17 protein-coding genes are annotated in these 16717 nt (G+C 72.3%); 10 read left to right on the forward strand and 7 right to left on the reverse strand.

Annotated features, from left to right (window positions below; translation table 11 throughout):
* Positions 1–314 precede the first annotated feature (314 nt).
* Positions 315–2042, forward strand: coding sequence for a DEAD/DEAH box helicase (locus CEQ11_RS09650; RefSeq protein ID WP_087133768.1), 1728 nt, complete (start codon positions 315–317; stop codon positions 2040–2042).
* Between the two features lie 242 nt (positions 2043–2284).
* Here CEQ11_RS09650 and CEQ11_RS09655 read toward each other — a convergent pair whose 3' ends face one another.
* Positions 2285–3139 (reverse strand): PHP domain-containing protein, encoded by an 855-nt coding sequence (locus CEQ11_RS09655; RefSeq protein WP_067189040.1) that lies wholly within the window; start codon positions 3137–3139, stop codon positions 2285–2287.
* An 89-nt stretch (positions 3140–3228) separates the two neighbouring features.
* On the opposite strand from CEQ11_RS09655, the gene CEQ11_RS09660 reads away from it, so the two are divergent.
* Positions 3229–4803 carry an aminopeptidase P family protein gene (locus tag CEQ11_RS09660; RefSeq protein ID WP_088478471.1) on the forward strand — a complete coding sequence of 525 codons (1575 nt, stop codon included), beginning with the start codon at positions 3229–3231 and terminating at the stop codon, positions 4801–4803.
* 85 nt (positions 4804–4888) lie between these two features.
* Here CEQ11_RS09660 and CEQ11_RS12930 read toward each other — a convergent pair whose 3' ends face one another.
* On the reverse strand, positions 4889–5818 hold the full coding sequence (locus CEQ11_RS12930) for a general stress protein (RefSeq protein WP_088478472.1): 930 nt from the start codon (positions 5816–5818) through the stop codon (positions 4889–4891).
* Positions 5819–5921: 103 nt separating this feature from the next.
* On the opposite strand from CEQ11_RS12930, the gene CEQ11_RS09670 reads away from it, so the two are divergent.
* Genes CEQ11_RS09670 through CEQ11_RS09680 form a run of 3 tightly spaced genes read left to right on the forward strand, consistent with a single transcriptional unit; the run spans position 5922 to position 9094 of the window.
* Positions 5922–7193 (forward strand): magnesium transporter MgtE N-terminal domain-containing protein, encoded by a 1272-nt coding sequence (locus CEQ11_RS09670; protein WP_088478473.1) that lies wholly within the window; start codon positions 5922–5924, stop codon positions 7191–7193.
* Between the two features lie 9 nt (positions 7194–7202).
* Positions 7203–7946, forward strand: coding sequence for a DUF1003 domain-containing protein (locus CEQ11_RS09675; RefSeq protein WP_227718834.1), 744 nt, complete (start codon positions 7203–7205; stop codon positions 7944–7946).
* Positions 7943–9094: an Mrp/NBP35 family ATP-binding protein gene (locus CEQ11_RS09680; protein ID WP_067189030.1), complete on the forward strand. Its 1152-nt coding sequence runs from the start codon at positions 7943–7945 to the stop codon at positions 9092–9094. Before CEQ11_RS09675 ends, CEQ11_RS09680 begins: the two co-directional genes overlap by 4 nt.
* 42 nt (positions 9095–9136) lie before the next feature.
* Here the strand turns inward: CEQ11_RS09680 and CEQ11_RS09685 are convergent, their stop codons facing one another.
* Positions 9137–9769: a twin-arginine translocase TatA/TatE family subunit gene (locus tag CEQ11_RS09685; protein ID WP_227718835.1), complete on the reverse strand. Its 633-nt coding sequence runs from the start codon at positions 9767–9769 to the stop codon at positions 9137–9139.
* 14 nt (positions 9770–9783) lie between these two features.
* Positions 9784–10779, reverse strand: coding sequence for a zf-HC2 domain-containing protein (locus CEQ11_RS13355; RefSeq protein ID WP_088478474.1), 996 nt, complete (start codon positions 10777–10779; stop codon positions 9784–9786).
* Between the two features lie 227 nt (positions 10780–11006).
* On the opposite strand from CEQ11_RS13355, the gene CEQ11_RS09695 reads away from it, so the two are divergent.
* Positions 11007–11657: an O-methyltransferase gene (locus CEQ11_RS09695; RefSeq protein ID WP_067189026.1), complete on the forward strand. Its 651-nt coding sequence runs from the start codon at positions 11007–11009 to the stop codon at positions 11655–11657.
* 144 nt (positions 11658–11801) lie between these two features.
* Here CEQ11_RS09695 and CEQ11_RS09700 read toward each other — a convergent pair whose 3' ends face one another.
* From CEQ11_RS09700 to CEQ11_RS09710, 3 genes are all read right to left on the reverse strand, one after another.
* A complete protein-coding gene (locus CEQ11_RS09700) occupies positions 11802–11972 on the reverse strand; it encodes a DUF3117 domain-containing protein (RefSeq protein WP_070637713.1) in 171 nt (56 codons plus the stop codon).
* A 111-nt stretch (positions 11973–12083) separates the two neighbouring features.
* A complete protein-coding gene (locus CEQ11_RS09705; protein ID WP_067189024.1) occupies positions 12084–12413 on the reverse strand; it encodes a DivIVA domain-containing protein in 330 nt (109 codons plus the stop codon).
* A complete protein-coding gene (locus tag CEQ11_RS09710; RefSeq protein WP_067189022.1) occupies positions 12410–13192 on the reverse strand; it encodes a TIGR00730 family Rossman fold protein in 783 nt (260 codons plus the stop codon). The genes CEQ11_RS09705 and CEQ11_RS09710 overlap by 4 nt, the downstream gene beginning before the upstream one ends.
* A gap of 92 nt (positions 13193–13284) precedes the next feature.
* On the opposite strand from CEQ11_RS09710, the gene CEQ11_RS09715 reads away from it, so the two are divergent.
* From CEQ11_RS09715 to CEQ11_RS09730, 4 genes are all read left to right on the forward strand, one after another.
* Positions 13285–14064 (forward strand): amino acid ABC transporter ATP-binding protein, encoded by a 780-nt coding sequence (locus CEQ11_RS09715; protein WP_067189020.1) that lies wholly within the window; start codon positions 13285–13287, stop codon positions 14062–14064.
* A 62-nt stretch (positions 14065–14126) separates the two neighbouring features.
* Entirely contained in the window at positions 14127–15008 is an 882-nt protein-coding gene (locus CEQ11_RS09720) for a glutamate ABC transporter substrate-binding protein (protein ID WP_067189018.1), read from the forward strand.
* Between the two features lie 126 nt (positions 15009–15134).
* Positions 15135–15815, forward strand: a complete 681-nt coding sequence (locus CEQ11_RS09725; RefSeq protein WP_067189016.1) for an amino acid ABC transporter permease — start codon at positions 15135–15137, stop codon at positions 15813–15815.
* Positions 15812–16681, forward strand: a complete 870-nt coding sequence (locus tag CEQ11_RS09730) for an amino acid ABC transporter permease (protein WP_088478475.1) — start codon at positions 15812–15814, stop codon at positions 16679–16681. Before CEQ11_RS09725 ends, CEQ11_RS09730 begins: the two co-directional genes overlap by 4 nt.
* Positions 16682–16717 lie beyond the last annotated feature (36 nt).

Consider the following 16717-nt stretch of genomic DNA (forward strand, 5'->3'; position numbering starts at 1 on the left):
CCCGCAGGCCGAGGGGCTAGACTGGCCCCCGACGACCGCGTCCCCGCAGTCGTCGTGACCACTGGATGACCGGTCGCACCTGATCACCTGTACTGCCGAATCCGGCGGCGCCTCCCCACCGTGGGGGACGGCCGAGACCGGGTTCCCGGGGCGGGGCCACGAGGCCTTGCGGCTCCGGTGTGTTCTCCCCGCGATCGGCTTCCCCCTGCAGCGCGCACACGGCGCGAGCCCGCACGCACGGGCCCGGAGGCATCCGGCCGCCCGCGCCGCGGACCGACGCCCCGCGCGCCCGAGAAGGAAACGGGAGCGTGAGCATGAGCGACACACCCACCACCCAGAACCCCGAGACCACCCCGGACAGGGCCGCCGAGGAGATGGCCGCCGTCGAGGAGATGGCCGCCGAGACCGTGACCCCTGACGAGGTCCCGGCCGTCGAGGAGAAGACCTTCGCCGACTACGGCGTCTCCGCCGAGATCGTGGACGCGCTGTCCGCGCGCGGCATCACCCATCCGTTCCCGATCCAGTCCATGACCCTCCCGGTCGCCCTGGGCGGGCATGACATCATCGGCCAGGCCAAGACCGGCACCGGCAAGACCCTCGGCTTCGGCATCCCCGCCCTGCAGCGGGCCGTCGGTCCGGGCGAGCCCGGCTGGGACAGGCTGGAGAAGGACGGCTCCGCCGGCGCCCCGCAGGCGCTCATCGTGGCACCGACCCGCGAACTGGCCGTCCAGGTGGCCGGCGACCTCACCGAGGCCGCGAAGAACCGCTCGCTGCGCATCGCCACCATCTACGGCGGCCGCGCCTATGAGCCGCAGATCGAGGAGCTGGGCCGCGGCGTGGAGATCGTGGTCGGCACCCCCGGCCGCCTGATCGACCTGATGCGCCAGCGCCACCTGCGGCTGAACCTGGTGAACACCGTGGTGCTCGACGAGGCCGACGAGATGCTCGACCTCGGCTTCCTGCCGGATGTGGAGACCCTGCTGGCCGCCGTGCCGCAGGTCCGCCAGACCATGCTGTTCTCGGCCACCATGCCGGGTCCGGTGGTCGCCATGGCCCGCCGGTACATGACCCACCCGACGCACATCCGCGCCACCGACCCGGACGACGAGGGCCTGACCAAGAAGGACATCCGCCAGCTCGTCTACCGCGCCCACCACATGGACAAGGACGAGCTCATCGCCCGTGCCCTGCAGGGCGAGGGCCGCGGCCGCACCATCATCTTCACCCGCACCAAGCGCACCGCCGCCCGTGTGGCCGACGAGCTGACCAAGCGCGGCTTCGCCGCCGGCCCGCTGCACGGCGACCTGGGCCAGGGCGCCCGCGAGCAGGCGCTGCGCGCCTTCCGCAACGGCAAGATCGACATCCTGGTGGCCACCGACGTCGCCGCCCGCGGCATCGACGTGGACGACGTGACCCACGTGTTCAACTTCCAGGCCCCGGAGGACGAGAAGACCTATGTCCACCGCGTCGGCCGCACCGGCCGCGCCGGCAACAAGGGCATCGCGGTGACCCTCGTGGACTGGGAGGACATGCCGCGCTGGTCCCTGATCGACAGGGCCCTCGGTCTCGGCCAGCCCGAGCCGGTGGAGACCTACTCCTCCTCCCCGCACCTGTTCGAGGACCTCGGCATCCCGAAGGGCACCAAGGGCCGTCTGCCGAAGGACAAGCGCACCCTCGAGGGCCTGGACGCCGAGCACGTCGAGGACCTGGGCGGTCCGGGCTCCGCAGCGCGCGGCGGCCGCAGCTCCGAGCGCGGCGGTCGCGGCGGCGGCCGGGGCCGTGGACGCGGTCGTGGCCGCGGCGGCGAGGCCCGGGGCCGTGGTGGCGAGGGCCGGAGCCGCGACAGCGAGCGCGGCGAGTCCGGCGAGTCCCGCGGCCGACGCGGCGGCGAGGGTCGTGACCGCTCCGAGGGCGGCGAGCGCTCGGGTGAGGGCGGGGGCGGGGGCCGTCGCAGGCGCTCCCGCGGAGGCCGCAACCGCACCCGCCGCCGCAACGGCGAGGTCGTGAAGGGCGGCGAGAGCGCCCCGAAGACCGAGAGGTGACCCTCCCCCGCGCACGTACTGGTGAGGACTCACCGTCATCACGGGTCCTGAGGGGCTCGAGACGGCGTGTCCTCACCAGTCGGGAAGCAGGTCGGTCGAGCACCCGGCCGCCGACGACGGCGGCGCACCTGACGCTGTCAGGCGCGCCGCCGTCGTCGTCTCGTCTGCCGCGCCCGGGGCATGGCCCCCGGGTCCCCAGCCGTCGTCGTCTCCCCGCGGCGCCGCTGGGACACGGCGCCCGCTCAGCGCAGGACGTCCGTCCCGGTTGCCTGACGTTCGATCTCGGCGAGCACCTCGGGTGCGGTGAGGTTCTCCCCCAGCCGGTTGGGCTTGCCGCTGCCGTGGTAGTCCGAGGATCCGGTGGTGAACAGGCCGTGGCGCTCGGCGATGCCGCGAAGCACGGCGCGGGCCTCGTCCGGGTTGTCGCGGTGGTCCACCTCAAGACCGCCGAGGCCGGCGCCGATCATCTCCTCGAAGGTCTCCATGCCCACCACACGTCCGCGGGCCGAGGCCAGCGGATGCGCGAACACGGGGACTCCGCCGGCGTCGCGCACGAGGCGGACGGCGTCGGCCGGATGCGGGGCGTAGTGCGGGACGTAGTACTTGGAGGAGCCGGCGAGGATGGAGCGGAACGCGGCGGTGCGGTCCGGGACCACGCCGATCCGCACGAGGGCATCCGCCAGGTGCGGTCGCCCGATGGTGGCTCCCTCCCCCGCGTGCTCGAGCACGTCGTCCCAGGTGAGGTCGAAGTCCTCGGCGAGGCGCTCCACCATCATCTGCGCGCGGTGCAGGCGGGCGTCGCGGGCGCGGGCCATCTCGGCGTTGAGGCCGTCGTGCTCCGGGTCGTGCAGGTAGGACAGCAGGTGCACGGAGACGCCCTCGTCCGTGCGGCAGGACATCTCCATCCCACGCACCAGCAGCAGGCCGTGCCTGCGGGCCGCCTCCTCGGCTTCGGCCCAGCCGGCGTTCGTGTCATGGTCGGTGAGCGCCAGCCCGTCCAGCCCCGCCGCCGCGGCCGCCGCCACGAGCTCGGCGGGAGACTCGGTGCCGTCCGAGACGGTCGAGTGCGTGTGCAGGTCGAAGCGGGGCGTGCTCATGACCCCAGCCTACGGGGCGGAGCCTGCTGCCGGTCCCCGCGGCAGCGCCCCGAGTGCGGCGCCCGGTCCCGGGTGACAAGATGGACGGCATGACCGAGCAGAACAGCGAGAAGACGACCCTCGAGACCTCCGGTGCCGAGCAGGAGCGCCAGCCGCTTCACGAGCGCGTGGAGAACCGCTCACAGCGCCCGAACTCGGACGCGTTCCGCGCGTTCATGGGTTCCCAGTGGGCCCCGGCGCGCACCGAGCTGCCGGAGGCGGACGCCTCCGCCGAGCACGCCGCCCGCCGCCGTGCCGCGGTGTCCGAGCGCTTCCAGGGCGAGCGCCTGGTGATCCCGGCCGGCCAGCTGAAGGTGCGCTCGAACGACACGGACTACCGCTTCCGCCCGCATTCGGCCTTCGCCCACCTGACCGGCCTGGGCGTGGACCACGAGCCGGACGCCGTGCTCGTCCTCGAGCCGACCGACGCCGGTGCCGGGGACGAGGGCTCCTCCCACGCGGCCACCCTCTACTTCCGACCGCTCGCCGGCCGGGACACCGAGCAGTTCTACGCGGACGCCCGCTCCGGCGAGTTCTGGATCGGCCCGCGCCCGACGCTGGCCGAGATGGCCGCCCGCACCGGCCTGCGCACCGCCTCCCTCGAGGAGCTCGAGGTGGCCGTGACCAAGGATGCGGGCTCCCCTGCCGCCGGTCAGGTCCAGCTGCGCCTGCTCCGCTCGGACGACGCGGACATGCTGCAGCTGGTGGAGTCCACCCGCTCCGCCGCGGGCGTGGACCCGGCCGAGGCCGAGGCGCAGGACGGCGAGCTCGCCGAGTTCGCCTCCGAGCTGCGCCTGGTCAAGGACGAGTGGGAGATCGAGCAGATGCGCGAGTCCGTGGCCGCGACCATCGCCGGCTTCGAGGACATCGTCCGCGTGCTGCCGCGGGCGATCGGCCACCACCGCGGTGAGCGCATCGTGGAGGGCGCCTTCTTCTCCCGTGCCCGCCTCGAGGGCAACGACCTCGGCTACGACACCATCGCCGCCTCCGGCAACAACGCGACCATCCTGCACTGGATCCGCAACACCGGCGACGTGCAGGACGGCGAGCTGCTGCTGGTGGACGCCGGCGTGGAGGCCGACTCCCTCTACACCGCGGACATCACCCGCACCCTGCCGGTCAACGGCACGTTCACGGACATCCAGCGCACGGCCTACCAGGCGGTGCTGGACGCGGCGGACGCGGCTTTCGCGATCGTGAAGCCGGGCATCCGGTTCCGCGAGATCCATGCCGAGGCCATGAAGGTCCTCGTCTCCCGCCTGCACGAGTGGGGCCTGCTGCCGGTCTCCGTGGAGGAGGCGCTGTCCGAGGACGGCCAGCACCACCGCCGCTGGATGCCGCACGGCACGAGCCACCACCTCGGCCTCGACGTGCACGACTGCGCCCAGGCCAAGCGCGAGCTCTACCTGGACGGCGTGCTCGAGCCGGGCATGGTGTTCACCATCGAGCCGGGCCTGTACTTCAAGGAGGAGGACCTGGCCGTGCCGGAGGAGTACCGCGGCATGGGCATCCGCATCGAGGACGACATCCTCGTCACCGAGGACGGTGCGGAGAACCTCTCCGCCGCGCTGCCCCGCACCCCGGACGAGGTCGAGGCCTGGATGAAGGGTCTCCAGCAGCACTGACGCCCACTCCACGACGACGGCCCCGCACCGTGCCGAGAATCGCTTCCGGCGGGTGCGGGGCCGAGTCATGTCCGGGCCGGTCGGGTCAGCGGCCGGAGCCTCCCTGCGGCGGCTCGGGCGGCTGCTGTCCGGGGGTGCCGCCGCGGGCGGCGATGATCCGGTCGACCTCCTCCTGCGACAGGCGCAGGCCGTAGGTCCTGTCCAGACCCTGCGGGGCGCCGTCGGCAGGGGCCGAGCCGTCGGCCGGCTGCGCCGGCTGGGCCTGCTGCCCGTCCTGGGTCTGCGGCCCCTCGGCCGGCCGCTGCGCCTGCGGTGCACCGTCCTGCGGCTCGTGACCGGTCTGGCCGCCCTGGCCCACGTGCGGCGTCTGGCCCGGCTGCGGCTCCTGCCCCGCGGGGATCTGTTCGGCCCGGTCCGGACCGGCGGCGCCCTGCGGGGCGGAGCCCGGTGCCGTCGTCGGGACGCCCCGCTGACCCTGCTGGGCCGACTGGCCCTGCGGACCCGGCTGGACCTCGGCGGCGGGCACGGCCTGGCCGCTCCCGGCGTTCAGGACGCCGCGGGCGCGGCCGGCGTGCTCGAAGGCGACCACCACGTCATAGGCGGCCGGCACGACCTGCTGTGTGGAGGCGAAGCCGTTGCTGTCCTTGCGCATCGCGAAGGCGATCACGCCGAGGATCATCCACAGGCCCACGCCGAGCAGCGCGGAGAACAGGATCTGCTGCGCGCCGCCCTGGGGGGCGATCAGGTACATGAACAGGCCGATCAGCGAACCGAAGAGCAGGCCGCGCAGGCCCGCGGACAGCGCCACCTGCGGATAGGACATCCGGCCGCGCACCCGCTCGACCACACGCAGGTCCTTGCCCACGATCGTCACCGCGGTGGGCGGGACGTCGCCCTGGACCAGCTTCTCCAGCTGCTCCTGGGCGGCCGCGCGGGTGGTGTGGGTGGAGACGAGCTCGCCGCGGGGCAGGCCGTCGTCACGGGAGGCGTTCGGTCCGGACATCATGAAGGACATGTGCCCATTCTGCCGTGTCAGCCCGCACACGGCCTGGTCAGCGCGGCCCTGTACGCCCAGGGCCGATCTGGGACGGCACGCACCGGACGACTAGGCTGGACCGGTGAGCTCCTCCAAGATCTTCGTGGCCCGGCTGCTGGGCCTGGACGTGTTCGACCCGCTCGGCGACCGCCTCGGCCGCCTGCGGGACGTCGTGGTGCTCGACCGCGGGCTGCGCAACGCGCCGCTGGCGATCGGCCTGGTGATCGAGGTCCCCGGCAAGAAGCGCGTGTTCGTGCCGATGACCCGCGTGACGTCCATGGACTCCGGGCAGATCATCACCACCGGCCTGATCAACCTGCGCCGGTTCTCCCGCCGCGGCGCCGAGCAGACCGTGGCCGCCGACCTCTTCGACCGCCGCATGACGCTGCTGGACGGGGAGGGCGAAGTCGTCCTCGAGGACGCCGGACTGGTGCAGCAGCGCAACGGCGACTGGCTGATGACCGAGCTGTACGTCCGCAAGGACGCCGGCCGCAGCACCTTCGGCCGCCCCCGCGGCGAGCACCGGCTCATCGCCTGGAACGAGGCCCGCTGGACCTCCGGCGCCGAGCCGCAGGGCGCCACGAGCTTCGTGGCCCACCATGAGGACCTCAAGCCCGCCGACCTGGCGGACATGATCCATGACATGCCGGCCAAGCGCCGCGTGGAGGTCGCCTCCGAGCTGCAGGACGAGCGCCTCGCGGACGTCCTCCAGGAGCTCCCGGACGACGACCAGGTGCAGATCCTCTCCCACCTGGACATCGAGCGCGCCGCGGACGTGCTGGAGGAGATGGACCCGGACGACGCTGCCGACCTGCTCCACGAGCTGCCGGACAGCCAGCAGGAGCTGCTGCTCGAGCTCATGGAGCCCGAGGACGCGGACGACGTGCGCCGTCTCCTGGAGTACGAGGAGGACACCGCCGGCTCCGTGATGACCCCGGTGCCGGTGATCATGGCCCCGGAGGACACCGTGGCCGAGGCCATGGCGACCATCCGCCAGCAGGAGATCTCCGCGGCCCGCGCCTCCCTCGTGCTGGTGGTCCGCCCCCCGCTGGAGACCCCCACCGGCCGCTACCTCGGCGCCGTGCACTTCCAGCAGCTGCTGCGCTACCCGCCGCCGGAGCCGCTGGGCAACATCCTGGACAAGGACCTCGAGCCGGTCTCCGACCTCGCCCCGATCGCTCATGTGACCCGCGAGCTGGCGACCTACAACCTCACCTGCATCCCCGTGGTGAACGAGCAGCAGCGCGTCGTCGGCGCCGTGACCGTGGACGACGTGCTGGACCACATCCTCCCGGAGGACTGGCGCGCCATGGACCCCGAGGACCTGCCGAACCCGACGACGAGCACGCAGTAAGGAGCGCCCATGGCCGAGAACGCGAACGACCCGCGCACCCGCCAGTCCGGACTGGACACCCCGCTCAGCGCGCGCCGCCGCCGCCTGCCCCGCCTCTCCCCGGACCCGGACGCCTTCGGCGAGGCCACCGAGGGCTTCGCCCGCTTCATGGGCACGCCGCAGTTCCTGCTCTGGATGACGCTGTTCTGCGCCCTCTGGCTCGGCTGGAACACCTGGGGTCCGGAGTCCCTGCGCTTCGACGACGCCGCGATCGGCTTCACCGCTCTGACCCTGATGCTCTCGCTGCAGGCGTCCTATGCCGCCCCGCTGCTGCTGCTCGCCCAGAACCGCCAGGACGACCGTGACAAGGTGGCCCTGCGCGAGGACCGCGACCGCGCCGAGCGGAACCTGGCGGACACCGAGTACCTCACCCGCGAGATCGCGGGCCTGCGCCTGGCCCTGCAGGACGTCTCCACCCGTGACTTCGTGCGCTCCGAGATGCGCAGCCTGTCCGACGACATCGTCGAACAGCTCCGCGAGTCCCTGCGCGAGGAGATCCGCAACGAGATCCGCAACGACCTCCTGGAGGCCCGCTCCGCGGACCGGGACAAGAAGGCCACGAAGAAGGATTCGGCCAAGAAGTCCAGCAAGAAGAAGCGCGGGGCTCGACCCGCTGACGCGGAGGACACCTCCACCACCACGCTGGCACTCCTGGCCGCCGAGGAGGCCGCCGAGGCAGCCGCCGAGCGCCCCCAGGAGGGACCGCAGGCATGAGCGCCCCCGAGATCGTCACCTCCACCCCGACGACGGCTCTCGAGTCCGCCGCTCTCGTCGCCCTGGCGGCGGTGCAGGACCCGGAGATCCGCCGTCCGGTCACCGAGCTCGGCATGGTCGCCTCCGTCAGGGAGTCCTCCCCGGGCCGGCTCGAGGTCGTGCTGCGCCTCACGATCGCCGGCTGCCCGCTGAAGGGCACGCTCGAGGCGGACGCCCGGGCCGCCGTCGAGGGCCTGGACGGCTGCGCGGAAGCCGAGGTGCGGCTCGAGGTGATGACCCCCGAGCAGCGCCGCGATCTGCAGGAGCGACTGCGCGGCTCCCGTCCGGCCAACCCCTTCGGAGAGGGCACGCTCACCCGGGTGGTCGGCGTCGCCTCCGGCAAGGGCGGCGTGGGCAAGTCCACCGTCACCGCCAACCTCGCGGTCGCGCTGGCCCGGCGTGGGCTGTCCGTGGGACTGATCGACGCGGACGTCCACGGCTTCTCGATCCCCGGCCTGCTCGGCACCCACGCCGCCCCGACCCGCGTGGAGGACATGATCCTGCCGCCGGTCGCGCACGGGGTGAAGGTCATCTCGATCGGCATGTTCCTGGACGAGGACCGACCGGTGGCCTGGCGCGGCCCCATGCTGCACCGTGCCCTGGAGCAGTTCGTCACCGACGTCTACTGGGGCGACCTGGACGTCCTGCTGATCGACCTGCCGCCCGGCACCGGGGACATCGCGATCTCCGCCGCCCAGCTGCTGCCGACCTCCGAGCTGATCGTGGTCACGACCCCGCAGCACGCCGCCGCCCAGGTCGCCGCCCGTGCCGGGCAGCTGGCGAAGCAGACCGGCCAGCGCGTGGCCGGCGTGGTGGAGAACATGGGCCCCATGACCCTGCCGGACGGCACCGTGCTGGAGGTCTTCGGCGCCGGGGGCGGCCAGGAGGTCGCCGACCGCCTGTCCCAGACCCTCGGGGCCGAGGTGCCGCTGCTGGGCACCGTCCCGCTCGAACCGGCCGTCCGCACCGGCGGCGACGACGGCGTGCCCGTGGTCCTCACCGAGACCGCCGCCTCCCCCGCGGCGCAGGCGCTGGAGCAGGTCGCCGCACGCCTGGCCGTCCGCCCGCGCAGCCTGCGCGGCGTCGGACTGCCGCTGTCCCCGCGCTGACCGCGGCGTGCCCGGCCGTCGTCGGGAAGGACGACAGGAGGGTCAGGTGGCGTCCACGTCGAACGGGGCGGGCGCCTTGCCGAGCAGGTCCAGCGGATCCGGCTCGGTGTCCGGGTGCGCAGCAGGGGTCTCCTGCGTCATCGCGGCCTCGGCACGGCCGGAGCCCATGAGCGCGGCGGCGGCACCTCCGGCGGCGACGGCGGCCGCTCCCCCGGCTGCTGGGGCGCCGGATGCGGCGGTCCCGGCGGTGGCCGCGGGAGCCGCAGTCTCTGCGGTGGCCGCGGAGGCGGCGGTCGAGCCGCCGCCTGAGGGGCGGAAGATCGTCCGCGGGTCCATGTCCTTGATGTCCTGACGGCTCAGGCCGCCGTGCAGGTCCTCGGCACGGACGCCGTTGCGGGCGGTGTCGCGGGTGGAGTCGACGGGCTCGCGCAGCGCCTCGCGGATCATGCGGCGCGGGTCGTACTGGCGCGGGTCGTACTTGCGCCACTCGATCTCGTCGAAGTCCTGGCCGGTCTCCTCCTTGAACTGCTCCTTCGCCCCTTCGGCCATGACCTTCATGGAGCGGAGCCAGTCCGTGAACTTCCTCGTGTACTCGGGCAGTCGCTCAGGACCCAGCACAAGAAGGGCGATGAGGACGAGGACGATGAACTCGCCGCCGTTGATACCGATATTCACAGGCTCTGACTCTACTAGAGGGCCGGGCCCCGGGCCACGCCGGTGGACAGTCCCACCGAGCCGAGCAGGCGATCGATGCCGCGTTCGAGACGGTCGGTGATCTCGTCCGGGTCGCCCAGGTCGTCCGCCACGCTCGAACGCTCGGACAGGACCATCATGGACAGCAGCTGCTCCACGCGCTCGCGCGGCATGTCCGAGGTGACCACATACCGTGCCTGGCCCACCGGCAGGACCGCCGTCCAGGTGTCTGTGCCGTCGTCCGCGGTCACGTGATAGGTGACCCCCACTGGGAGGGTGCCCTCGGTGGCCGCCGGGGCGCCGTCCTGGCCCGGACACGCGGCCGGGACCGCAGGCTCGCGTGTACTGCGGCACTCGCGCACATGCACCGAGCGCTCCTCGTCCGACCAGTCCACGGAGACCTCCACCACGTCCTGGTCGCTGGCGACCTCCAGGCCCTGGGGGCGCAGGCCGACCGTCTGCAGGGACGGGACCGCCCAGCCCTGGCGGCGCAGGGCGCGGATCGCCGCCCCGTTCTCCGCCGCCACCGCGGCCGAGGCAGCCCCTGCGGACTCGGCGGAGGCGGCCGGGTCCGCCTCGGACTCGGCGTCGGCGACGATGCTGCGGGCGTCCGCCAGGTCGGGGCTCGACGCCGCGTCGGACGGGTCTCCGGCGACCCAGACGGCCGCCAGGGCGCCGGCGGCGAGGACGAGGACGCCGAGCCCTGCGACCACGAACCGACCCGAGACGCCCTGGGCGGCCATGGCGACGCTCTGGCGGTGCGTTCCACCGGCGGCGAGGTCGGCGGCCGTGGATCCATGCCCGGCGGGCGTGACGCCGTGGGCGTGGTCGCGTTCGACGCGGCGGGCGGTGGCCAGCACGCGGGCGCGCTCGCGAACGGCGTCGGTGCAATAGGGGCACGATTCGAGGTGGGAGGCCACGCGCCGACGGCGACGACCGTTCAGGGTGCCCTCAAGGTATCCGTCGAGGCGCCCCAGGGGATGGCGGGCCATCGGTCCGAGCGCCTCCTTCCCTGGATCGGTCCGGAACGGCGGTCGTGCGGAGCCGTCCCGCTGTGCCTGTTATTCTCGTCGCCGCTACTGGGAGAAGGCTGAACCCGAGCCGCCAAGGTCCCGAGACCCCCGCGGCCACGAGGGCCGGGACGCGACACGCCGGGGTCCGTACACTGGACCGGTGGCCCGGTCCGGGCCCAGCGCGGAAGGAAGCAGCACACGTGAGCATGAAGGCCGTCAGCCCCCAGCCCTCGGACAAGCACGCCTCCTGGGCCTATGCCGAGTCCCGTCCCGTCGAGGGCGAGGTCGTGGAGCGTGCCCGTGAGCGCTCGGCCGAGCTCGGTCTGCGGGCGGTCACCCCGGGCACCTCGGCGCTGCTCACCGTGCTCGCCGCCACGCGCTCCGCGTCCGCAGTGGTGGAGGTCGGCACCGGCGCCGGCGTCTCCGGCCTCGCCCTGATGGCGGGTCTTCCCGCGAACGCCGTGCTCACCACGCTCGACGCCGACGGCGACGCGCAGCGCGCCGCCCGCGAGGCCTTCAGCGAGGCGCGCCTGCCCAGCCAGCGCACCCGCATGATCACCGGCCGGTCCCGGACGGTCCTCCCCCGCCTCAGCAGTAGCTCCTACGACATGGTCGTCCTCGACGGCGACCCGGCTTCCCTGCCCTTCGACGTCGACCAGGCCGGCCGCATGCTGCGCCGTGGCGGCCTGCTGGTGATCGTCGACGCGCTCGACCACGACCGCGTCCCCAAGCCGGCCGTCCGCGAACCGGCCACCGTCACCGCCCGCCAGGTCGAGCGCGCCCTCCGCGAGGACGAGGCCTGGAACTCGGCGTTGGTCGCCACGGGCACCGGCGTGCTGCTGGCGGTGCGCCGCTGACGACCGTGACGCGGCCCCGGTCCGGCCTGCCACAGCCTGGGATCGGTCCCGGCTGCAGCGGCCCCAGCACGAGCGAGCCCCCGCCTTTCGACCGTGCGGTCGAAAGGCGGGGGCTCGCGCTGTCTGAAGTGCAGACGCGGGGGCTCAGGCCTCGGTGACTCCCACCAGGCACTCCTTGAGCTCTGCGGCCTCCTCGTTGTTGAGCTCCAGGACCAGGCGGCCACCGCCGTCGATCGGAACTCGCATGATGAGGCTGCGGCCCTCCTTGGTCACTTCCATGGGGCCATCCCCCGTACGAGGCTTCATGGCGGCCATTGCGACTTCCCTTCTTGCTGGTCGGCTCAGGACGACGACCGCCCGGTGCAGGGCTGCGACGTCTCGGGCCCGTGCTCGCCGCCTGTCGGCGAGTCGCCCGTCACACGTTCATTATCCAGGATTCTCCTCGCTGGTGCTAACCGGACCTGCTCCGTCCGCCTCCAGCACCGCGATGCGCTCCTCGCTTCGGCGCAGCGCCTCCTGCAGGCGGGCGACGGTCGCGTCCACCTGCCCGCGGTGGTAGCCGGGCACCGAGTGCGCGAAGCGGACGTGGTCCACGTCGTCCGCCGTGGGCTCGTCCGGCAGCAGCACCGGGGCCGCCGGAGCACCGTCTCGCGGGTCCTGCAGCGGGGCGGTGAACCGTCCGGCCAGCACGGCCACCAGGACCGCGACGACCACGGCCACCGCGGCCAGCAGGGTCAGCCAGACCGGGAGCATCATGCGCGCTCCCCCTGGGCCACGGCGCGCACGGCCGCGACCGCCTCCTGCGCGGTGTCCACGACCGACACGAGGTCCAGGTCCTCGGGCGAGATCATCCCGCGGGCGGCGAGCGTGTCTCGCAGCCAGTCCACGAGCGGACCCCAGAACTCTCGGCCCACCAGGACGATCGGAAAGCGGGTGACGGTGCCGGTCTGCACCAGAGTGAGCGCCTCGAACAGCTCGTCCAGGGTGCCCATGCCGCCGGGGACCACGATGAACCCCTGGGCGTACTTCACGAACATGACTTTCCGCGCGAAGAAGTAGCGGAAGTCGATCCCGATGCCGACCCATTCGTTCATGCCCTGCTCGTGGGGCAGCTCGATGCCGAGGCCGACGGAGGTCCCCTCGGCCTCGGTGGCGCCGCGGTTGGCAGCCGCCATCGCGCCCGGGCCGCCGCCGGTGATCACCGCATACCCGGCGGTGACGAGCTCCCGGCCGACCGCCCGGGCCAGCTCGTACTCCGCGGTGCCCTCGCCGGTGCGGGCGGAGCCGAACACGGAGACGGCCGGGCCGAGCTCGGCCAGGGTGCCGAAGCCCTCCACGAACTCGGACTGGATGCGCAGCACGCGCCAGGCGTCCGTGGCAGTGGAGTGGACTTGCTCCGCCGGCGGCGCCGCGGCGTCGTGGCGGCGCGTGTCCAGCAGCATCTGGTCGAAGGTCGGCCGGCGGGCGGCCTCGCCCCGCAGGGTCTGCGGTCCGCGCCGGAGGCACCGGCGGCGGACGTCGTCGTTCTCAGCCATGACGCCAGCCTATCGGCGCACCGTGACGATCGGGGCTCGGTGCGGATGTCGGTCTGCGCAGAACCTGCGGGCGTTCGGTATATTCCCCGACTATGACGCAGCGCACACCTGAGGCCTCCGCCGCCGCGGAGACCGACGCCCTCATCCAGCTGCAGGGCGTCAACAAGCACTTCGGCGACTTCCACGCGCTCAAGGACATCGACCTGACGATCCCGCGCGGGCAGGTGGCGATCGTGCTCGGCCCCTCGGGCTCCGGCAAGTCCACCCTGTGCCGCACCATCAACCGCCTCGAGACGATCGACGACGGCGGCCGCATCCTGATCGACGGGAAGCCGCTCCCGGCGGAGGGTCGCGAGCTGGCCCGCCTGCGCGCCGAGGTCGGCATGGTGTTCCAGTCCTTCAACCTCTTCGCCCACAAGTCGATCCTCGACAACGTGACCCTCGGCCCCATCCGGGTCAAGGGGAAGAAGAAGGCCGCCGCCGAGGCCCACGCCATGGAGCTGCTCGAGCGGGTCGGCGTCGCCCACCAGGCGAAGAAGCTGCCGGCCCAGCTCTCGGGCGGCCAGCAGCAGCGCGTGGCCATCGCCCGCGCCCTCGCCATGGAGCCGAAGGCCCTGCTCTTCGACGAGCCGACCTCCGCCCTGGACCCCGAGATGGTCCAGGAGGTGCTGGACGTGATGGTCGGCCTCGCCACGGAGGGCATGACCATGGTCGTCGTCACCCATGAGATGGGCTTCGCACGCAAGGCCGGCGACCGCGTGATCTTCATGGCTGACGGCGCCATCCTCGAGGACACGGACCCGGAGTCCTTCTTCACGAACCCGCAGCACGACCGCGCCCGCGACTTCCTCGGCAAGATCCTGACCCACTGACCGGAGCACCCGGCACCGGCCCGACCCCCACACCACCGCACCTGACGCCCAAGGAGGCCACCATGGCCCGCAAGAAGTTCCTCTCCCTGACCGCCGTCGCCGCCGCGGCCGCACTGTCCCTGTCCGCCTGCTCCCCCTCCGCCACCGAGAGCAGCGAGGAGAGCTCCTCCGCCGACGGCTCCAAGAAGGGCGGCTCCGGCGAGTCGCTGACCATCGGCATCAAGTTCGACCAGCCGGGCCTCGGCTTCCGTGAGGGCTCCAACGACCCGACCGGCTTCGACGTGGAGGTCGCCAGGTTCGTCGCCAAGGAGATGGGCGTGGACGAGGCGGACATCACCTGGGTCCAGACCCCGTCCGCCAACCGCGAGAACGCGTTGGAGAACGGTGAGGTCGACATGATCTTCGCGACCTACTCCATCACCGACGAGCGCAAGGAGCGCGTGGCCTTCGCCGGTCCGTACTTCGTGGCCGGACAGGACCTGCTGGTCCGCGCGGACGAGGAGGAGATCACCGGCCCGGACTCCCTGGACGGCAAGAACCTGTGCTCGGTCACCGGCTCGACCTCCGCGCAGAAGATCAAGGACGAGTACTCCCAGGGCGTGAACCTCGTGGAGCAGGGCGGCTACGCCGAGTGCGTGACCTACCTCGAGTCCGGCCAGGTGGACGCCGTCACCACCGACGACATCATCCTCGCCGGCCTGGCGGGAACCGAGGCCAACAAGGGCAAGTTCAAGGTGGTCGGCGACCCGTTCTCGGTCGAGCGCTACGGCGTGGGCCTGAACAAGGACAACGACACCTGCCAGCAGATCAACGACGCCATCCAGAAGATGAAGGACGAGGGCGCCTGGGAGGAGGCGCTCAAGTCCAACACCGAGGGCACCGGCTACGAGGCCGACGACGAGCTCAACTCCGGCGCGGACGCCGAGTTCGAGTCCTGCGACTGATCCTGCCGTCGGTGATCGCCCACCACCGGTGACCACCCACCACCACGGAGCCGACCGGGTCGGCGGCGTCCTGCACGGACCCGCCGGCCCGTCCGGTCCGCCCCTGTCTCACCCCTGGGAAGGCCCATGGAATCCCTGACCACCCTCTTCGAGCAGTACGGCTCGCAGATCCCGGTCGCGTTCTGGATGAACATCAAGCTGACCGTCCTCGCGGCGATCGGCTCGTTCGTCCTCGGCGTCGTCCTGGCACTGTTCCGGATCTCGCCGGTCGCCTCGCTGCGCGCCGTCGGCACCGCCTACGTGCACCTCGTCCGCAACACTCCGCTGACGATCATCATGCTCATCGGCGTGCTCGCCGTCTGGGGGCAGCTGAAGATCACGTTCGCGGACGACTTCACGCTGAACTTCTTCATCTTCGCGGTCATCTCGCTCTCGCTGTACCACGCGGCGTTCATGTGCGAGGCGATCCGCTCCGGTGTGAACACGGTCCCTCAGGGGCAGGCCGAGGCCGCCCGGGCGATCGGCCTGGGCTTTTTGCCCGCCGCCCGCCTCGTGATCCTCCCGCAGGCCCTGCGCGGCGCGATCACGCCGATCGGCAACACCCTGATCGCGCTGACCAAGAACACGACCGTCGCCGCCGCGGCCTCCGTGGCCGAGGCCTCCGTCCTGATGAAGACGATGATCGAGTTCCGGCCGGACGTCATGGTGGCGATCTTCATGACCTTCGCCGTCGGCTTCTGCCTGATCGTCATTCCCATCGGGCTGCTGACCACGTGGGCCTCCGACCGTCTGGCGGTGGCACGATGAGCGCCCAGTCCGTCCTCTTCGACGCCCCGGGCCCGAAGGCCCGCCGGAACGTGTTGATCGTCAACGTCGTCGCGCTGATCGGCGTGGCGATCGTCGCCTGGATCGTGTTGGGCATGCTGAACGAGCGCGGGCAGCTCGAGCCCTCGCGCTGGATCAGCGCCGTCAACGGCAACGCCTGGTCCAACTACTACCTGCCGGGACTGCAGTTCACGCTCCAGTCCGCGGCGATCGCGGTGGTCACCTCGGTGCTCTTCGGCCTGGTGTTCGGCTTCCTCCGCCTGGCGCCCTACGCGCCGATCCGCGCCGTCTCGGGCGTGGTCGTGGAGTTCTTCCGCGCCGTGCCCGTGCTGCTGATGATGGTGTTCTTCTACCAGGTGTTCGCCATGCTCGGCCGCGCCGGCGTGATCCCCTCGGCCGACGGCCCGTACTTCGCGGTGATCGTCGGGCTGACGCTGTACAACGGCGCGGTGATCGCCGAGCTCGTGCGCTCCGGCGTGAAGTCCCTGCCGAAGGGGCAGCGCGAGGCGGCCGCGGCGATCGGCATGACACCGAACCAGTCCCTGCGCCTTGTGGAGGTCCCGCAGGCCCTCGTGGCGATGCTGCCGTCCCTGCTCAGCCAGTTCGTGGTGATCCTCAAGGACTCCGCCCTCGGCTACCTGATCGGCTTCTACGAGCTGCTGCAGTACGCGCGTCAGCTCGGCTCCGGCCAGGGCAACATCCTGCAGACCCTGGTGGTCGCCGCCGTGGTGTTCATCGTGATCAACGTCCTGCTCACGTGGCTGGCCACCCTGCTGTCCACGAAGCTCTCGTCCAAGACCGCCGGCCGCACCAAGCCGCGTGCCGGCTCCTCGGCCGTGAAGGTCTGAGCCTGCCCGCCCGGGCGGTGGACGACGACGGCGCCG

Source organism: Micrococcus sp. FDAARGOS_333 (assembly GCF_002206575.2).
GTDB lineage: Bacteria > Actinomycetota > Actinomycetes > Actinomycetales > Micrococcaceae > Micrococcus > Micrococcus lylae.